The 15,236-nt window shown below is 60.4% G+C and carries 15 protein-coding genes and 1 pseudogene; 8 read left to right on the top strand and 8 right to left on the bottom strand.

The features are described from left to right. Positions 1–118 precede the first annotated feature (118 nt). Complete coding sequence (locus tag FBY12_RS27330) at positions 119–661, top strand: DUF1003 domain-containing protein (protein WP_101206580.1); 543 nt, start codon at positions 119–121, stop codon at positions 659–661. A gap of 186 nt (positions 662–847) precedes the next feature. Here the strand turns inward: FBY12_RS27330 and FBY12_RS27325 are convergent, their stop codons facing one another. Further along, the gene (locus tag FBY12_RS27325) at positions 848–1,174 is read right to left on the bottom strand and encodes a DUF2025 family protein (RefSeq protein ID WP_145257539.1); all 327 of its coding nucleotides are present in this window, start codon (positions 1,172–1,174) and stop codon (positions 848–850) included. Between the two features lie 235 nt (positions 1,175–1,409). On the opposite strand from FBY12_RS27325, the gene FBY12_RS27320 reads away from it, so the two are divergent. The 3 genes from FBY12_RS27320 (at position 1,410) to FBY12_RS27310 (ending at position 4,233) form a co-directional block, all read left to right on the top strand. Further along, positions 1,410–2,537 (top strand): glycerophosphodiester phosphodiesterase, encoded by a 1,128-nt coding sequence (locus FBY12_RS27320; RefSeq protein WP_145257536.1) that lies wholly within the window; start codon positions 1,410–1,412, stop codon positions 2,535–2,537. Between the two features lie 84 nt (positions 2,538–2,621). Next, positions 2,622–2,930, top strand: a complete 309-nt coding sequence (locus FBY12_RS27315; protein WP_092278977.1) for a PepSY domain-containing protein — start codon at positions 2,622–2,624, stop codon at positions 2,928–2,930. 124 nt (positions 2,931–3,054) lie between these two features. Then, positions 3,055–4,233: a GAF domain-containing sensor histidine kinase gene (locus tag FBY12_RS27310; protein ID WP_145257533.1), complete on the top strand. Its 1,179-nt coding sequence runs from the start codon at positions 3,055–3,057 to the stop codon at positions 4,231–4,233. 99 nt (positions 4,234–4,332) lie between these two features. Here the strand turns inward: FBY12_RS27310 and FBY12_RS27305 are convergent. After that, positions 4,333–5,955: pseudogene (locus FBY12_RS27305) on the bottom strand (methyl-accepting chemotaxis protein). A 300-nt stretch (positions 5,956–6,255) separates the two neighbouring features. Here FBY12_RS27305 and FBY12_RS27300 point away from each other — a divergent pair. Together FBY12_RS27300 and FBY12_RS27295 are read left to right on the top strand one after the other, a co-directional pair. Next, positions 6,256–7,278, top strand: coding sequence for a transporter (locus FBY12_RS27300; RefSeq protein ID WP_121731203.1), 1,023 nt, complete (start codon positions 6,256–6,258; stop codon positions 7,276–7,278). 155 nt (positions 7,279–7,433) lie between these two features. Continuing rightward, positions 7,434–9,062: an inorganic phosphate transporter gene (locus FBY12_RS27295; RefSeq protein WP_145257531.1), complete on the top strand. Its 1,629-nt coding sequence runs from the start codon at positions 7,434–7,436 to the stop codon at positions 9,060–9,062. 83 nt (positions 9,063–9,145) lie between these two features. Here the strand turns inward: FBY12_RS27295 and FBY12_RS27290 are convergent, their stop codons facing one another. Next, positions 9,146–10,045 (bottom strand): LysR family transcriptional regulator, encoded by a 900-nt coding sequence (locus FBY12_RS27290; RefSeq protein WP_145257528.1) that lies wholly within the window; start codon positions 10,043–10,045, stop codon positions 9,146–9,148. Between the two features lie 118 nt (positions 10,046–10,163). On the opposite strand from FBY12_RS27290, the gene FBY12_RS27285 reads away from it, so the two are divergent. After that, positions 10,164–10,922 (top strand): SDR family NAD(P)-dependent oxidoreductase, encoded by a 759-nt coding sequence (locus FBY12_RS27285; protein WP_145257524.1) that lies wholly within the window; start codon positions 10,164–10,166, stop codon positions 10,920–10,922. Positions 10,923–11,024: 102 nt separating this feature from the next. On the opposite strand, the gene FBY12_RS27280 is transcribed toward FBY12_RS27285, so the two are convergent. Then, entirely contained in the window at positions 11,025–11,462 is a 438-nt protein-coding gene (locus FBY12_RS27280) for a multidrug/biocide efflux PACE transporter (protein WP_121731207.1), read from the bottom strand. Between the two features lie 89 nt (positions 11,463–11,551). Here FBY12_RS27280 and FBY12_RS27275 point away from each other — a divergent pair, with 89 nt between their 5' ends. Further along, positions 11,552–12,406, top strand: coding sequence for a LysR family transcriptional regulator (locus FBY12_RS27275; protein ID WP_145257521.1), 855 nt, complete (start codon positions 11,552–11,554; stop codon positions 12,404–12,406). A 42-nt stretch (positions 12,407–12,448) separates the two neighbouring features. Here FBY12_RS27275 and FBY12_RS27270 read toward each other — a convergent pair whose 3' ends face one another. From FBY12_RS27270 to FBY12_RS27255, 4 genes are all read right to left on the bottom strand, one after another. Then, on the bottom strand, positions 12,449–13,684 hold the full coding sequence (locus FBY12_RS27270) for an RNA polymerase sigma factor (protein ID WP_145257518.1): 1,236 nt from the start codon (positions 13,682–13,684) through the stop codon (positions 12,449–12,451). After that, the gene (locus FBY12_RS27265; RefSeq protein ID WP_121731210.1) at positions 13,684–14,175 is read right to left on the bottom strand and encodes an SRPBCC family protein; all 492 of its coding nucleotides are present in this window, start codon (positions 14,173–14,175) and stop codon (positions 13,684–13,686) included. Before FBY12_RS27265 ends, FBY12_RS27270 begins: the two co-directional genes overlap by 1 nt. Positions 14,176–14,247: 72 nt before the next feature. After that, on the bottom strand, positions 14,248–14,592 hold the full coding sequence (locus FBY12_RS27260) for a YciI family protein (RefSeq protein ID WP_121731211.1): 345 nt from the start codon (positions 14,590–14,592) through the stop codon (positions 14,248–14,250). Between the two features lie 93 nt (positions 14,593–14,685). Next, positions 14,686–15,111, bottom strand: coding sequence for a nuclear transport factor 2 family protein (locus tag FBY12_RS27255; RefSeq protein WP_145257516.1), 426 nt, complete (start codon positions 15,109–15,111; stop codon positions 14,686–14,688). Between the last annotated feature and the right edge of the window lie 125 nt (positions 15,112–15,236).

Raw genomic sequence — 15,236 nt, 5'->3', positions numbered from 1 at the left:
AGGCTGACTTTCATTCAACATCAATTCAGCCAAGCCGCCGCCGAGCAGGGCTATGCCGTGCAGGACTGTGCCGTGCAGGACTATAGTCACCCACGTCCCGAACCCTGCCGAGCGCACCATGAATTCCACCAAATCCGACGCTAAACACACCGCCGCACCCGTCGATCATCTGCGTTTCCACCGCCCGCACGCGCACCTTGCGCCAACCTTTGGTAACGATAAATTTGCCCTGCGCGCCGAAGCGTTTGCGCGGTTTTTCGGCACGCCGATGTTTCTCGGCGCGCAAACCCTGATCGTGGTGTTGTGGGTGTGCCTGAACCTGTTCGGCGTCGCGACCTTCGATCTGTACCCGTTCATCCTGCTCAACCTGGCGTTCAGCCTGCAATCGGCATACGCCGCGCCGCTGATTCTGCTGGCGCAGACGCGTCAGGCGGCACGCGACAAAGCCCAGTCGGATGCCGACGCGCAACACCGCGAAGCGCTGGCGGTGGCCAACAGTGAGCGTCAGGCGCAAGCCGCGCAAAACACCGCGCAGTTGCTGGAATTGCTCGAACAGAACACCCGCCTGACCGAGATGACCAAAAGCCTCACCGAGCGCATCGAAACCCTGACCTCGGAGATGCATCAGCACTTTGTACGCAAGGATTCGCCGAAGACATGAGCCCTCAAGCTCATCACCAGGTCAGCGCTGCGAGGTATTGGGGCGGGGGCATGCGCTTAAACAGTAAAAATGTGCGGAATCTGAGGCTGCCTTCGCGGGCAAGCCTCGCTCCTACAGGGGGGAATGCGATCTTCTGTAGGAGCAAGGCTTGCCCGCGAAGAGGCCCGGCCAGTCAGCACAAATCCATCAACCGCCAACCAGACTGCGCACCGCCGAAATCTCCGGCACTTCCCGCCGATGCATATACACCCGCAATGGCTCGCTCAGGTTGATCCGGTCATCGATGTTCTGGTCCAGCAACAACTGAATCAATTCACGCTTGAGCGTCATGGCCTCGCCCGGTCCCGGCGCCCAGACGAATTCGCTGGCAGGAATGATGCCGTCATCCGCCACGTCCATGCCGAAGGAGTCTTCGCTGAAACGCACGATGTACTGGCCGGTCTTGCGATTGAGGCCGACGAAGCCCTTGAGTTGATCGGCGGCTTGGCAAATGAGCTGGGAAGTGATGCGCATATAAACCTCACAAAAGGTCGTAAAGGGACCGGTGATCGATGGTTTACACGCAAGGGCTGGGGAACGGATTTCCCTCTGCCGGGGAAACGCCGGGGCCAAGAGTACTGCAAAGGCGCGCACAAAAGCGTTGATAAAAATGGCTTTAAACACGTTTATGTCGGTCTGGCGATAGCACTCTCGGCGCTCAGTTGTTAAAAGGGACGTCTTTGAAAACCTCTGCGAAAGGATCTCGACCATGCCTGTTACCTTCAACAAGAGCGCCCTGCTGCTGAGCGTGTTGCTCGGCCTCGGCCAGGCACAGGCCGCCAGCCACCCTGAACCCGCTGCGCTGGCGAGCACTTTGGGCATTCCGCACCCGGCCGTGATTGCGCACCGTGGCGCCTCGTTCGACGCGCCGGAATCCACCGCCGCCGCTTACAAACTGGCGCGCGATCTGGGCGCCGATTATCTGGAAATGGACGTCCAGCGCAGCAAGGACGGCGTGCTGTTTGCGCTGCACGACGACAACTTGCAGCGCACCACCGACGTCGCCAGCAAGTTCCCCGAGCGCAAGGACGCCCCGGCCAACCAGTTCACCATCGCCGAACTGAAAACCCTCGACGCCGGCAGTTGGTTCAACGCTGCTTACCCGGACCGCGCGCGCCCGGCCTATGTCGGTTTGAAGATTCTGACCCTCGATGAAATCATCGACATCGCTCAGGGCAACCCGCTGCACAAACCCGGTTTGTACATCGAAACCAAAGAGCCGAAGCAATTCCCCGGCATCGAGCGCGACCTCAAGGAGAAACTCCAGGATCGCGGCTGGCTGAGCCCGGCAGGTTCGAAACTGGCGAAGAGCGCACTGGCGGTCGGTCAGGGCAAAGGCAAAGTGGTACTGCAAACATTCGAGAAGAGCAGCCTCGAACTGCTTCAGGCAGAAATGCCCAACGTGCCGAAGATCCTATTGTTGTGGGTCGGTGAAGGCAGTATCGAGCCGAAATCGAAAGTGCCTTTTGCGCAGTCCGGCGACAAGGACAAAGCCACTTACTACGCCAAACAACAGCCGAAATCCAAAGCCGAGTTCCAGCAATGGGTCGAGTACGCCAAGGCTCAAGGCGCCATCGGCACCGGGCCTTCGGCGGCGTTGACCAAGGGCGGTGATCAGAGTTATTCCGATTTGGTCAAACCGTGGATGAACCAGTACACCCACGACCAAGGTTTGTTGGTACACGTTTATACGATCGACGATGCCGTGGATTATCAGAAAGTCATGGATGCGGGCGTCGACGGGATTTTCACTAATCGCGCCAGCGAGTTGCTGAAGTTCTACAAGCGCCCGGCCGCTGGCACGGTTGCGCAACTGCTGCAGAACAATGGTTACTGAGCAAGTGTCAGTAATTAAGGGTGAATTAAGTTGCGCCGTTTAACCTGAACTCACTTAAACAAATCACCCCAAGGAAAGAACCTGATGAAAACTTTAACTGCCCTGTTTACTGCTGCGGCTCTGACGCTGACTGCTGGTTTGGCCCAGGCTGATGATGTTCCACTCAGCCAGATTCCTCAGTTGGTCAAGGACGGCAAGATCAAGCCACTGGAAGAACTCAACCAAGTCATCATGAAGTTGCACCCAGGCGCCACGATTACCGACTCCGACCTGGACAACCACTTCAACGGCTATGAGTACGAAGTTGAGCTCAAAGATGCCAAAGGCGTTGAATGGGACGTGGACTTGAACGCCGCCACCGGCGAAGTCCTGAAAAACAAGCAAGACGACTAACACCGCGAAACTTCAACGGCCCCATCAAAAAAACGCACGATCGTCGGATCGTGCGTTTTTTTATGCCTGCGCGCCCAAGGCCCGTTAGAATCCGCAAACGGCGTCCATGCAGAGCACAAGAAAGATGAGGCAAACAGCGGCAGCAGATATCGCCACGATCGGCCGGATCAGTGCCGTGCCGGCGATTCTTCAGGTAATCCGCGAAATGACCGGGCTGCGTTTTGCCGCCGTCGCGCGGGTCAACGAAGAATCGTGGATCGCCTGCGCCGTCCTCGATGAGCTGAATTTCGGCCTCGGCGTCGGCGGTGAACTGGACGTGGCCACCACCCTGTGCCACGAAATCCGCCAGGCACACCACACGGTGGTCATCGACAAGGCCAGTGAAGACCCGCAGTACTGCAACCACCACACGCCGCGCCTGTATCAATTCGAAAGCTATATCTCAGTTCCGGTGTTCCGCACCGACGGGCGCTTCTTCGGCACCATTTGTGCCCTCGACCCCAACCCTGCCGAGCTTAAAAGCAGCGCGATCCAGACCACCATGGAATCGTTCGCCCGGTTGCTCGCGCTGCAAATCGAAGCCGAAGAAAACCTGCAAATCACCGAAGCCGCGCTGCAACACGAACAGGAAACCGCCGAACTGCGCGAACAATTCATCGCCGTGCTCGGCCATGACTTGCGCAACCCGCTGTTCGCCATCAGTGCTTCGGCAGAAATGCTTCGACGCAAATGCCCCAACCCGGTCAGTGACAAACTGGTGCAGCACATCCTCTCCAGCACCGGCCGCGCCTCGCAATTGGTCGATGACGTGCTGGACTTTGCCCGTGGCCGGCTCGGCAACGGTATTCCGCTCAGCATTGCGCCGTGCGCGGATTTGGCCGATGCCTTGCGTCATGTGGTTTCAGAGATCGAGAGCGTGCATTCGCAGCGCGTGATTCGGGCATCGATCGGCGATTTGCAAGGCGTGCTGTGTGATCGCGAACGGGTCGCGCAGTTGCTTTCCAATCTGCTGGCGAACGCCATCGACCACGGCGACCCCGAAGGTGCCGTGGAAATCAGCGCGGCAATGGAACGCGGCACGTTGCAGTTATCAGTGAAAAACCGTGGGCAGATTCCCGAGGAACAACTGGCGCAGTTGTTCCAGCCGTACTCGCGCCCGAGCGGCGATAACACCCGCGCCGGCCTCGGGCTGGGCCTCTACATCGCCAGCCAGATTGCCCAGTCGCATGGCGGCCAACTGCAAGTCCACTCCACCGCGCAGGACGGCACGCAGTTCACGTTCAGTTTGCCAACCACCGTTTAAGCGGTGGTGCTGAGCAGTACGCGACTTGCTGCCTCTGGTCACACTTGAGAGCGACTGTGTAGCGGCTCGGCAAGCAAACCGATACACAGCGCCGTTTTGTTACGCGCTCAGCCGCGCCGTGACTTCATTCAACTGGCCGGACAAGCCGTGCAAGTTGTGACTCGCCGCTTCGGTGCGCTGCACATTGTCGAGGTTGGTGCTGGCGATCGAGGTGATCTCGGTGAGGTTGCGCGAGATGTCTTCGGCGACGGAAGTCTGCTCTTCGGCGGCCGTGGCGATCTGGCGGTTCATGTCGCGAATGGCTTCGACGGCATGGGTGATGCGCTCCAGCATCGCACCGGCCTCAGTCACTTGCGCAACACTTTCTTCGCTGCGCGACTGGCCGCTTTCGATGGCCTGCGCCGCGTCCACCGCACCGGTTTGCACGGTCTGGATAATCTGGTTGATCTCGATGATCGACGCCGCCGTGCGTTGCGCCAGGCTGCGCACTTCATCCGCCACCACGGCAAAACCACGCCCGGCCTCACCGGCTCGCGCCGCTTCGATGGCGGCATTCAGCGCCAGCAAATTGGTCTGTTCGGCGATGCCGCGAATCACTTCCAGCACTTTGCCGATGCGCCCACTGTCGGTTTCCAGACGCCGGATAACGGTGGCGGTGTTGGCGATTTCACCGCGCATCCGGGTGATCGTGTGAATGGTCCCCTGCATGACCTTTTCGCCCTGCTGCGCGGACTGATCGGCATCGTCGGCGGCGCGTGCAGCATCGGCGGCATGCCGGGCAACTTCTTGCGCGGTCGCGGACATTTCGTTCATCGCCGTCGCCACCTGATCGGTACGGTTGAACTGCTCGTTGGTGCCGCTGGCCATCAGGCCGGCAATCGCATTCAACTCACCGCTGGCACTGTCCAGATCCTTGGCGCTGCGCTGCAAACGACTGAAGGTTTCGGCGAGAAAATCGCGCAAGGTATTTGCCGCTGTCGCCAGATTGCCCAGTTCGTCCTGACGATTGCTCGCAACCCGTTCGGCGAATTTCCCCTGGCTGAGTTGCGCCACGTAATCGATCAGTTTGCGGATCGGCGCGACCAGGTTGCGGTTGATCAGCCATAGGCTCAACAGACCAATCAGCAAACCGGACGCCAGCATCACGATCGTGCCCAGCAACACCGTGCGCTCGGCGCTGGCGCTGATCAGCGCCGATTGCTCGGTGCCCTGTTTGCGCAGTTCGGTCACCAGTTCGCTCATCTGCTCACTGGTGGCGCGGTCGACCCCTTAGACCGCGTTGTCGCCCGCCGTCGGGTCGCCACCGGAAGCGACGTAGGCATCGCGGCCCTTTTGATAGGCGCTGCCCAACTGCCGGTGTTCGTCACGCAGGCGTTCGATGCGGGTTTTGAGTTGGCCATCGAGGCCTTTTTGCCCGGCCAATTCGCCTAGAATGCCTTGCACGTCGCGCTGGCGATCTTCGAACTGTTTCCAGTATTTGTCCCTGTCTGCCGGTTGCTTGCCGCGCAGCAAAACGTTTTTCCACTCCTGAACCTGAACCTTGAATTGCAGGTTGGCTTCATCGATCAGTTGCGAAGTGTGCAGCGGGCCGTCGATCAGGTTGGCGTAACTTTGCACGCCGCCAGAGAGGAAATGAAAGCTGGCCAGGGCGATCAGCAATATCGCCAACAGGCTGCCGCTCAACAGCGCGAGGATTTGGGCTCTCAGGGATTTTTGCAGCATCGGCTGATACTCATGACAAGGAAGAGGCACGCCGGATACGGCGTGAAAGACGTGCGGACATCCGTGTCTACCGAGCGGATTGCTGGCCACCGCCGCGCAACCTGACACCTGCGTAATCGGCGGGCCAGAGCGCTTCTTTAACCATTACCGACCATCGGCGGCGGCAGTTTTGCGGCGCCATCCGACTGTCACACAACGGTCAGAAACGCTTGCGATGATGCGGCTCAGGTGAGCCCGCGAAATGCAGTTCATCCCGCCGCCTCGACGTGCGCTTCGACCGCTATCTTTCAGTGAGCCGCCATGAACCACAGCATCGACCAGAGCCATCGCGATCCCGATTTGTTTGGCTTGCTTTACGGCTATCGGTTTCGTCCCGGCGAGCGTGGTCAAGAGATCGATTCGGCGCAGGCGCTGGGTTTTTTGCAGCACGCCGAGGATGCCGATGAGTTTCTCTGGTTGCACCTGAACCTGGCCCACGCCGCGTGCGAGCGCTGGATGAAAAGCCATCTGGCATTGCCCGAAGAGTTTTTCGAGGCGCTGCACGAAGGTTCGCGTTCGACGCGGATCGAGCACGTGGATTCGGCGCTGCTGGCGGTGGTCAACGATGTAGTGTTCAACCTCAGCAGCATGGTTTCGTCGGATGTCTCGACGCTGTGGGTCTGCGCACGCAGCCGCCTGATCATCAGCGCGCGCCTGCAACCGCTGCACTCGGTGGACAAGTTGCGTTCATCGGTGAAGGCTGGCGAGCGCTTTCGTTCGCCGCTGGAATTGCTCGTGCATCTGCTGCGCGATCAGGGCGAAGTGCTGACGCAGATCGTGCGCAAGACCAGCCTGAGTGTCGACCAGATCGAAGATCAATTGCTGTCGTCGCGGCTCTCGACCAACCGCGCTGAACTTGGCGCCAATCGGCGTGTGCTGGTGCGCCTGCAACGGCTGCTGGCGCTGGAGCCGGGGTCGTTGCTGCGTTTGCTCAACCGTCCGCCGCAATGGCTGCAGAAGGAGGACGTCAAGGAGTTGCGCAAGTCCACCGAGGAGTTTGCGCTGATCATCAACGACCTGACGGCGCTGGGCGAGCGGATCAAGTTGTTGCAGGAAGAGATCGCCGCCAACCTCAACGAACAGAGCAACCGCACGCTGTTCACGCTGACCGTGGTCACGGTGCTGGCGCTGCCGATCAACATCATTGCCGGGTTTTTCGGGATGAACGTGGGCGGAATTCCGTTGGCGGACGACGCGCATGGGTTCTGGATTCTGGTGGCGCTGGTGGCCACCTTCACCGTGCTGGCCGGGCGCTGGGCGTTCCGCAAGCGCCAGGATTATTGAGCCACTCAGGGCCTGGTGGTGAGGGGCGCCGGGGATTTGTGGAGGTTGCGATGAATGGATGAGCAAAAACCCTAAACACTGACCCACCGCAGTCTCTCTGTCACATTTTGAAACGATCATGGGCGACATTCCTTCCCTCCTCAGGATTGTCCGTGATGGCTACTCCTTCCTTCACCGCCGCACCGGCGCCCGCCAGCAAAGTCCCCGTCAGCCCTGCCAGAGCTCAACTGGATAAAAAACCCGGGTTCTTCACTTGGGTGATTTTCTTCGGCGTGCTGGCCAGCGGATTGCTGTTTACCGCTTACAGCCTGATGCACGACATGCACGAACTCGGCACCGTGGTGACCACCTGGACGCCGTTTCTGTTGCTCGGCGTGGCGCTGCTGATTGCGCTGGGTTTTGAGTTCGTCAACGGTTTCCACGACACCGCCAACGCCGTCGCCACGGTGATTTACACCAACTCGCTGCCGCCGAATTTCGCCGTCGCGTGGTCGGGGTTTTTCAACTTTCTCGGCGTGCTGCTTTCCAGCGGCGCGGTGGCGTTCGGGATCATCGCGTTGCTGCCGGTCGAGCTGATTCTGCAAGTCGGTTCCTCGGCCGGTTTTGCGATGATCTTCGCCCTGCTGATCGCCGCGATCCTGTGGAACCTCGGCACTTGGTGGCTGGGTCTGCCGGCCTCGTCGTCGCACACGTTGATCGGTTCGATCATCGGCGTCGGCGTCGCCAATGCGCTGATGCACGGGCGCGACGGCACCAGCGGCGTCGATTGGGCGCAGGCCACGAAGATCGGTTATGCGCTGCTGCTGTCGCCGCTGGTCGGCTTCGGTTTTGCGGCGTTGTTGCTGCTGGCGTTGCGCGCCTTCGTCAAGAATCGTGCGCTGTACAAGGCGCCCGAAGGGGATGCGCCGCCACCGTGGTGGATTCGCGGTTTGCTGATCCTGACCTGCACCGGCGTGTCGTTCGCCCACGGTTCCAACGATGGCCAGAAAGGCATGGGCCTGATCATGTTGATTCTGGTCGGCACGCTGCCGATGGCTTACGCGCTGAACCGCGCCATGCCGGCAGATCAGGCGTTGCAGTTCGCGGCGGTGGCCGAAGTGACCCAGCAAGCCTTGGTCAAGCATGCGCCGCTGCCGGCGCCGGCCGATCCGCGCGCGATTCTTTCCGATTACGTGCGCAGCAAAGAAGCAACGCCGCCACTGATCCCCGCCCTCGCCGCCCTGACCGCCAGCATCGGCGCCGAGGTCAAGGGCTACGGCTCACTGTCCAACGTACCGGCGCAAGCGGTGGGCAACGTGCGCAACGACATGTACCTGACCAGCGAAACCATTCGTTTGATGGACAAAAACAAAGTCGGCAACTTCGACGCAGACACTCGCGACAAATTGCAGTTGTTCAAGCAACAAATCGACAACTCGACGCGGTTTATTCCGTTGTGGGTGAAGATCGCCGTGGCAATCGCGTTGGGCCTCGGCACCATGGTCGGCTGGAAACGCATCGTGGTGACGGTCGGCGAAAAAATCGGCAAGACGCATCTGACCTATGCCCAGGGCGCCTCGGCGGAAACCGTGGCGATGCTGACCATTGGCGCGGCGGATATGTTTGGTTTGCCGGTGTCGACCACGCACGTGTTGTCGTCGGGCGTGGCCGGGACCATGGTCGCCAATGGCGGCGGTTTGCAGATGAAGACCATCCGCAATCTGCTGATGGCGTGGGTGCTGACCCTGCCGGCGGCGATCTTGCTGTCGGGCAGTTTGTATTGGTTGTTTACCCAACTCTTCTGACCCTCCCCGCCAATGTAGAAGCAAAGCTTGCTCGCGATGCCAATTTCAAAACCGCCATCGCCAGCAAGCCTTACTCCCACAAGTCAGCGGGTTTGCTCAATGATCACTTGCGTCAGCCATTCCATGAACAGCCGCACGCGCAAGGGCAAATGCCGCTGCCGCGCGTACAGCAGCGACACTTCCATCGACGGCGCTGTGAATTGCGGCAACACCGCCACCAATTCGCCGCTTTGAATGAACGGCTGCATACCGACGCGCGGCGCCTGAATCAAACCAAACCCGCCCAGACACGCCGATTCATAACCGTCAGTGCTGTTCACCGTGACGCTGCCGGCCATCGCCACCCGATGCACTTTGCCCTGCGCCTCATACAAAAAACCTTCCGAACGCGAACCCAACGCCCCGACGTAATGCACCAACCGATGCTGCGCCAAGTCTTCAATGCTGTGCGGCACGCCGTAACGTTGCAGGTACGCCGGACTGGCGCAATTGAACATCTCGAAGTCACATACGTGGCGCGCGACCACGGTCTGATCGGGCTGCGCGCCAACCCGCACCACGCAGTCAAACCCTTCGCTGAGCAAATCGACGCGGCGGTCGGTGCTGCTGATTTCCAGCTCCAGATGCGGATGCCGCGCCATGAATTCCGGCAGGCGCGGCATCACGTAACGTCGCGCCATGATGCTCGGCATGTCGAACCGAATCCGCCCGGCCAACGACGCCTCATCCTGGCGGAACAGCCCTTCGATTTCATCCATGTGCGCCAGCAGATCCTTGCTGCGCTCGTACAACGCCAAGCCGTCCTGCGTCGCCTGCACCTTGCGCGTGGTGCGTTGCAACAGCCGTGTGCCGAGCAGTTTTTCCAGCGATTGCACGTGTTCGGAAACCGTGGACCGGGGCAACCCCAGGCTCTCGCCAGCGAGGGTAAAACTCGACATTTCGCTGACGCGAACGAAGGTGCGCAGCAATTCCAGTTTGTTCATGAACTGACCTTTATTGTTCGACACAGCCGACCAGTGATTCCGGTTTAGCCCTGTTTATCACCCCACGCCGGATAAATACACTTCCTCCCATCGGTCACCCACTGTTTGAGGAAATCTCATGAATCGCAAAATCGCATTGATCACTGGCGCCAGCCGTGGCTTGGGCAAGAGCACCGCGTTGAATCTGGTCGCGCAAGGCATCGACATCATCGGCACTTACAACAGCCGCGCTGACGAGGCGCAGGCACTGGTCGCGCAGATCGAAAGCCTCGGCGGCCGCGCCGCGATGCTGCAACTCAATGTTGGCAAGAGTGAAGGTTTCGACGCATTCGCCAGTGCCGTCAGCGAGGTGCTGAGCAGCCACTTCGAGCAGGCAAACTTTGATTTTCTGGTCAACAACGCCGGGGTCGGCGTGCACGCCAATTTCGTCGACACCACGCTCGAACAATTTGACCTGCTGATGAATATTCACCTGAAAGGGCCGTTTTTCCTCACGCAGAAATTGCTGCCGCTGATGAATGACGGCGGGCGCATCGTCAATATTTCCAGCGGTCTGGCGCGCTTCAGCCTGCCGGGTTACGGCACTTATGCGGCGATGAAAGGCGCGATGGAAGTGCTGACGCGGTATCAGGCCAAGGAGCTCGGCGAGCGCGGGATTTCGGTGAATATTCTGGCACCGGGGGCGATTGAAACTGATTTCGGCGGCGGCGCGGTGCGCGATATTGCGGCGGTCAATCAGATGGTCGCGAGCAACACGGCGCTGGGCCGCGCCGGTCAGCCGGATGACATCGGCGCCGCGATTGCGCTGCTGCTGTCGCCGGGCGCCCAGTGGATCAACGGCCAGCGCATCGAAGCCTCGGGCGGCATGTTCCTCTAACTGAACCACCAATCCATGTAGCAGCTGCCGAGCCCCGCGAGGCTGCGTCCGATTTGTCGTCGAACGCAACCTCGCAGGGCTCCCTTATGGTTACAAGAGCATTCAGTTTTCGCAGGTATTGCGCAGCAGCAATCGCTCGCGCACTACGTCGTAACCCCAGTGGTAAACGTAGGTGTACGGCAGAAAAAACAGCAGCACACCGATGTCGAGCAAGAACGCCTGCCACAGGCTGATGCTCAGCCACCAGGCAATCAGCGGCACGCCCATCACGATCAAACCGCCTTCGAACAACAGCGCGTGCACCACGCGAATCCAGGCGTTGCGCACGATGTCATAGCGCTTGAGCAAACGGTCGAACACGCCGTTGAACACCACGTTCCAGGCCAATGCCAGTGCGGCGATGGCCACGGTAGCGACGCCCATTTCCAGCATCGGTTTGTCCATCACCCAGGCCAGCAGCGGGGTGCAAATCAACACGGCCAGCAGTTCAAAACCGATGGCCTGGAAAACACGTTCAGTAATGGATTTGTTGGCGTTCATCGCCGGACCCCCTGAATGACTGAGGTTGCGATCATCCACGGGCGCGCCGATACTTCAAAACCAATAACCATCGATCAGGTCGATAGCTCATGGCTTCTGAAGAAGTGTTGCAGGCATTTGTGCAAGCGGCGACGCAAGGCTCTTTTTCGGCGGCGGCGCGCAAACTCGGGCGCAGTCAGTCGACCATCAGCGCGGCGATTGCCAGCCTGGAAATCGACCTCGACCTGACGCTGTTCGACCGCAGCAGCCGCAAGCCCAGCTTGACCCCGGCCGGGCGCGTAATGCTGCAACGCGCCGAGGAAATCCTGGCCGCCACCAGTCGTCTGCAATTGAGCGCCAGCCAGTTGTCGCAAGGGGTCGAGGCGAAGCTGACCGTGGCGATTTCCGACACGTATCAATCGAACCGTTTCGAAGCGGCGCTCAGTGTGTTCGAGCAGCGTTATCCGGATCTGGAACTCGAATGCCTGATCGCCGAGTGCGATGACCTGGTGGCGTTGGTGCAACGCGGCCGGGCGCACGTGGCGTTTGCGGAAATGCAGGACAGCTATCCGCCGGATCTGGTCAGTTCGACGGTCGATGAGCGCACCGAGATTGCCCTGTTTGTCGCGCAGACTCACCCATTGGCGGCGCTCAGCGGCATCGATCAAGACGTGCTGCAGCAGCATCGCGAGTTGCGTCTGGCGACCATCGTCAATCCGTATGAAAGCCGGGCGAAGGGCCGGGTGTGGTCGGCGCCGAGTTATTTGATGCTGCTGGAAATGGCTCAGGGCGGATTCGGCTGGGCGCCGCTGCCGCGCTGGCTGGTCGGGCGTTTTGGCGCCGGGTCACTGGTGGAGTTGCAGGTGCGTGGCTGGCCGAAACCGGTGTTTGTCGATGCACTGTGGTCGCGGCTGCATCCTCCGGGGCCGGCGGGCAGTTGGTTGTTGCGCAAAATGCTGGAATAGCGCCGCGCGCATTTTGCGGGCAAACCTCCATGCCGATCGGGGCTACTGCAATTCTTCCAGGCGCCGCTCGATAAACCGCCGCTCCGGCGCTTGCCGGGTCAATTCCAGCGCTCGCTGATACGCCGCCCGCGCCTCGTCCACCCTGCCCAACTGCCGACAAAACTGCGCCCGCGCCGAGTGCGCCAAGTGGTAATCGAGCAATTCGCCGCGCGCCAGAATCGCCTCCACCACCGTCAGTCCCGCCAACGGCCCGTCGCGCATGGCCAGCGCCACGGCGCGGTTGAGTTCGATCACCGGTGATGGCTGCGCGCGCAGCAGCAAATCGTATAAACCGACAATCTGCGGCCAGTCGGTTTGCGCCGCCGTCGGCGCTTCGGCGTGCACCGCTGCAATCGCCGCTTGCAGGCAATACGGGCCGAAGCGGCGCAGGGTCAGCGCGCGTTCCACCAGCGCGCAGCCTTCGGCAATCATCGTCGCGTCCCACAGTGCGCGATCCTGTTCATCCAGCAAGATCAGCTCACCGTTTGCCGAGGTCCGCGCCGGGCGCCGCGACTCGTGCAACAGCATCAACCCGAGCAACCCCAGCACCTCTGCTTCGGGCAACAATTCCACGAGCAATCGGCCCAGGCGAATCGCTTCGCGGGTCAGATCTTCGCGGGTCAGCTCGGCGCCAATCGACGCCGAATAGCCTTCGTTGAACACCAGATAAATCACCCGCAAAACGCTGTCCAGGCGCTCGGGTAATTCGGCCAGCGACGGCACTTGATACGGGATCTTCGCGTCACGGATTTTCGCTTTCGCGCGCACGATGCGCTGGGCAATGGTCGCTGGCGCCGAAAGAAACGCGCGGGCGATTTCTTCGGTGGTCAGGTCGCAGACTTCGCGCAAGGTCAGTGGCACCTGGGCATCCGCCGCGAGGGCCGGGTGGCAACAAGTGAAGATCAGGCGCAAGCGATCGTCTTCCACGTCTTCGTCACTCCAGTCGGCCTGTTCCAGTTCTTCCAACTGAGCGATCAGCAGCGGCCGCGAGGCGTTGAACCGCGCTCGTCGGCGCAACACGTCAATCGCCTTGAAGCGCCCGGTGGACACCAGCCACGTACGCGGATTGGCCGGCACGCCGTCGGTTTGCCAACGCGCGACGGCGACGAAAAACGCTTCGTGCAGCGCCTCCTCGGCGAGGTCGAAATCGCCGAGCAAACGGATCAGCGTCGCCAGAATGCGCCGCGAGTCTTCGCGATAAACCTGCTCGACCCGCGCCTTCACCGATTCGGCGGACATCAGTCCGGCATGCCTTCGGTGACCAGCGTCACCAGCCGATCAAGGCTTTGCCCCCAACCGTCGTGGAAACCCATGGCTTCGTGGGCCTGGCGATCCTCTTCGCTCCAGTGCATGGCGCGGGCGGTGTACAGGGTTTGCCCGCCCTGCTCTTCGAGCGTCACTTCGGCGCTCATGAACGGTTTGCCCGAGGGAATCCAGCCCGGCGCAAATGCATCGGTGAAGACCAATCGCTCGGGCGCGACGATCTCCAGAAACACCCCCGACGTCGGGTATTCGCTGCCATCCGGCGCGCGCATCAAGGTGCGAAACTGGCCGCCGACCCACAGGTCCATTTCGCACTCCGGCGTGGTCATGCCGTGCGGGCCCCACCATTGCGCGAGCAACGCGGGCTCGGTCCAGGCGCGGAAGATTTTGCGGCGTGGCGCGTCGATCAATCGGCTGATCGACAATTGGAACGGCGCAGGCTGGTTTTTCAAGGACTGCGGGCTCATGGGATCTCCTGTTTTTTTGATTGTTGTTTTTGAGATTGCTGTTTTTGTGAATGCTGTTTTTTTTATGAGTGCTCAGGGATTCAACTGGCGCACCGGGCGCACTTCGACACAACCGACGCGGGCCGCCGGGATATGGCCGGCGACCTGCAGCGCTTCGTTGAGGTCCTTGGCATCGATCAGGTAAAAACCGGCGAGCTGCTCTTTGGTTTCGGCAAACGGGCCGTCGGTGATCGACAATTTGCCGTTGCGCATACGCACCGTGGTCGCGGTCTGCACTGACTCCAGCGCTTCGGCGGCGATCATCCGGCCACTGCCCTGAACCGACTCGGCGTAGGCCATGCACTCGGCGTCTTCAGGGCTTTCGGGCAACGAATGCAGGGTCTGTTCGTTGCTGTAAACCAGGCATAGGTATTTCATGGGGCTCTCCGTGATCGGCTGATCAACTATGGCTGCTGCGCGGCGAGTTGGCGGTTTTTCCGACGAGCAAACCCGGATGCATCGGTCCGACGCTCAGGGCTGCAACTCGAACAACGCCGCGCCGCTGACCATGTCGAACGGTGCCGACCAGTGTTCGTGGACGATCTGCCACAGCCCCGCTTCTTGCCGGTAGCACTGAGTAACGCGCATCCAGCAGGCCTGGGTTTCGCCCTGTTCGTTGGTGCCGCCGCAGTGCGCCAGCCAATGGGCGAAGGCGATTTCCTGCGAGGGTACGATGTCGATTTCATGGAATTCGAAGATGTGCGGGCCGGGGCACATTTCCATGCATTCCTGCCAATGCGCGCGGTACGCCGCTTTGCCCTTGAATTGCAGGGCCTTGACCGCGTCGAACGAGACGATGTCGTCGGCGTACAACGCCATGACTTTTTCCACGTCTTTGGCGACGACAGCCTGGCGATAGCTGTCGATCAGATGATGGATCTGGCTGAGCGGATTCATGGTGTTTCTCCGTGGTTTTTGTTGGGAAGACACCTTTAGTCGTTCGGCATCACGGCCAATCGACAGTCGAAATAAAAATAGTCCAGCCGCGCAAACTCGCTAGAATCCGCCCCTCATATCGGTTG

The sequence above is a fragment of the Pseudomonas sp. SJZ131 genome, from assembly GCF_007828705.1.
Classification (GTDB): domain Bacteria; phylum Pseudomonadota; class Gammaproteobacteria; order Pseudomonadales; family Pseudomonadaceae; genus Aquipseudomonas; species Aquipseudomonas prosekii.
This window is presented reverse-complemented; position numbering and strand designations above follow the sequence as displayed.